The 1,851-nt window shown below is 72.3% G+C and carries 2 protein-coding genes and 2 pseudogenes; all 4 read right to left on the bottom strand.

The annotated features are described in order from the left end of the window. Nucleotides 1–110: pseudogene (locus ACWGI8_RS43840) on the bottom strand (ATP-binding protein); the annotation flags it as partial. Next, a complete protein-coding gene (locus ACWGI8_RS43835) occupies nt 91–498 on the bottom strand; it encodes a DUF742 domain-containing protein (protein WP_453669152.1) in 408 nt (135 codons plus the stop codon). The pseudogene ACWGI8_RS43840 and the gene ACWGI8_RS43835, both read right to left, overlap by 20 nt. Before the next feature lie 158 nt (nt 499–656). Continuing rightward, a complete protein-coding gene (locus ACWGI8_RS43830; protein ID WP_266384487.1) occupies nt 657–1,070 on the bottom strand; it encodes a roadblock/LC7 domain-containing protein in 414 nt (137 codons plus the stop codon). Nucleotides 1,071–1,079: 9 nt separating this feature from the next. Further along, nucleotides 1,080–1,851: pseudogene (locus ACWGI8_RS43825) on the bottom strand (histidine kinase); the annotation flags it as partial.

The raw sequence follows: 1,851 nt of genomic DNA, 5'->3' as shown, positions 1-1,851 counted from the left end.
GAGACGGCGCCGACGAACGTGGTCTTGCCCACGCCGAAGCCGCCCGCCACCACGATCTTCGCGCTGGTGGTTGAGCGGGCTGCACCGCCGCTAGATCTTGCGAAGTCCACTGAGCACCCTTTCGAGCAGTGTCACGTCCGGCGTGCCGCCGGCCTCTCCGTTGCCCGGCTGGTGGATCGCCACCATCCCCGCCTCCGCCAGGTCGGCCACGAGGATCCGGGCAACGCCGAGCGGCATCGACAGCAGGGCCGACACCTCCGCCACCGACTTGACCTCGCGGCACAGGTGGCAGATCCGCTGATGCTCCGGCAGCAGGGTCGCGAGGTGCGCGGGGTCGGCCGTGGTGCTGACCAGTGCCTCTATGGCGAGCTGGTAGCGCGGCCGGGTCCGGCCGCCGGTCATCGCATACGGACGAACCAGCGGCTGGTCGCCTTCATGTCCGTAGTCGGTGTCCATGGAGACACCGTACGGATCGTGAGAGGCGGGGGGCGGGGTCATGAATCCTCCGGGCGTGACAGCAAGTGGTCGGCTGTGCCGTCTGACTGGGCCGGTGGGGGGCCGGATGGGGCGGCCTGACGGTGAGTAGGCGGTATGAGGGGTACCGGGGCTGTACCTGGGGCGCACATCTTTGTGCGGCAGGCTTCCTGAGGGGGGTTCTAGTGCAGCAGACTTCCCTGGAGCTCGGCACGCAGGTCCGGGGTGAGGACAGTACCGGCACGGTCGACCAGCAGGGCCATCTCGTAGCCCACGAGGCCGATGTCGCAGTCAGGGTGGGCGAGTACGGCCAGTGAAGAGCCGTCCGAGACCGACATGATGAAGAGGAAGCCGCGCTCCATCTCCACCACCGTCTGGTTGACGGGCCCGCCTTCGAAGATGCGGGACGCGCCCGCGGTCAGTGAGGTCAGACCGGATGCGACGGCCGCCAGCTGGTCGGCTCGGTCGCGGGGGAACCCCTCGGACATCGCCAGCAGGAGTCCGTCGGCGGAGACCACCACGGTGTGGGACACCCCAGGGGTGTTGTCCACGAAGTTGGTGATCAACCAGTTCAGATTCTGCGCCGCCTGGCTCATCGGGCTCAACTAACGCTCCTGCTGGTGAGAGGGGCCGACGTTGAAGCTGCCGGTGTTGCCGGAGCCGCCCGCCTGACGACCTTGCTGGATTCCCCGACGGAGATTGGTCAGCCGGCCCCGAACGTCGTCGGGAGCGCGGGAGACCTGAGGACCGGACTGGTGGTTCTGCTCCTGCGCGGTCCCGGGCACCAGGTTGGCGCGCGGCACCCGCTTGGGCAGGCCCGAGGTGGTGATACCGCCGGCCGCGGGCTTGCGGACCCGCTCGGCCTGGCGCACCAGCTCGTCGTTGGGCGAGGTGCGCCAGGCGGCACCGCTCGCGTTGTGCTGGCCGGTCTGCCCGGCCTGGCCCTGCTGGCCCGCGGGACCACCGGCCGGACGGCGCGGCGGCATCGCCTGGGCAGGACGCCCGGCGGGCGGCTGCTGCGGCGCGGCAGGGGGCTGCGCGCCCCCGCCGGTCTGTCCGCCCGGGCCGCCGTGGAACCAGTTCGTCTCCAGCGTGTCGTACAGCGGCGTACGGCCGTCACCCGGGCCGGCCGGCGGCAGTGCCTCCGGCTGCGGCTGCGCGGGCAGGCTCGCGGCGGGCGGACGCGGGGCGCCGAAATCGGCGGTGTCCCGGCCGCGCTGGCGCGGGGCTCCCGGCTGACCGTGCGCGGGCGCCGGGGGACGCTGCTGTCCGCCGTAGCCCCCGGCGGGGGAGGCGCCCCCGAAGTCCGGTCGCGCGAACTGCTCCGTGGCTGCCGGGTCCCGGCCGCCGGGGCGGGGTCCGTTGTAGTCGGGACGC

The organism is Streptomyces sp. NPDC054841, from assembly GCF_053611045.1.
This window is presented reverse-complemented; position numbering and strand designations above follow the sequence as displayed.

Excerpts from the sequence above, each read along its gene's own strand:
- ACWGI8_RS43835 (WP_453669152.1), bottom strand. The coding sequence starts at position 498 with ATGACCCCGCCCCCCGCCTCTCACGATCCGTACGGTGTCTCCATGGAC.
- ACWGI8_RS43830 (WP_266384487.1), bottom strand. The coding sequence starts at position 1,070 with ATGAGCCAGGCGGCGCAGAATCTGAACTGGTTGATCACCAACTTCGTG.